This is a genomic window from Pantoea sp. SIMBA_079, assembly GCF_046940275.1.
Lineage (GTDB): Bacteria > Pseudomonadota > Gammaproteobacteria > Enterobacterales > Enterobacteriaceae > Pantoea > Pantoea borealis.
In genome coordinates, this window is the sequence record NZ_JAWRYR010000991.1 from 1 (window position 1) to 231 (window position 231).

The following is a 231-nucleotide window of genomic DNA, read 5'->3' on the forward strand; positions in this document are numbered from 1 at the left end:
CAGCAGGCCAATATGTTGAAAATACATCAATAAAATCTGGAGGTGATAGTTATGAAGGATTACCTGATTACTATGGAAGCGTATATTCAAGAATAGGTGAAAACTTTATTATTAATGGTACTGCATTTAGAGTAAGAGAATTAGGTGTTTCATATACTTTAGGTGCTGAGACTGCTAGATCTATTGGATTAACTGGATTAAGCTTTAGCGTTTATGCAAGAAATCCATTCT

Annotated in this window: 1 protein-coding gene; it reads left to right on the top strand. The window is 33.3% G+C overall.

Going from position 1 to position 231, the window contains the following annotated elements:
• Positions 1-231, top strand: a 231-nt coding sequence (locus tag SB719_RS22905) for a hypothetical protein (RefSeq protein WP_412160149.1), incomplete at both ends; no start/stop codon positions are given.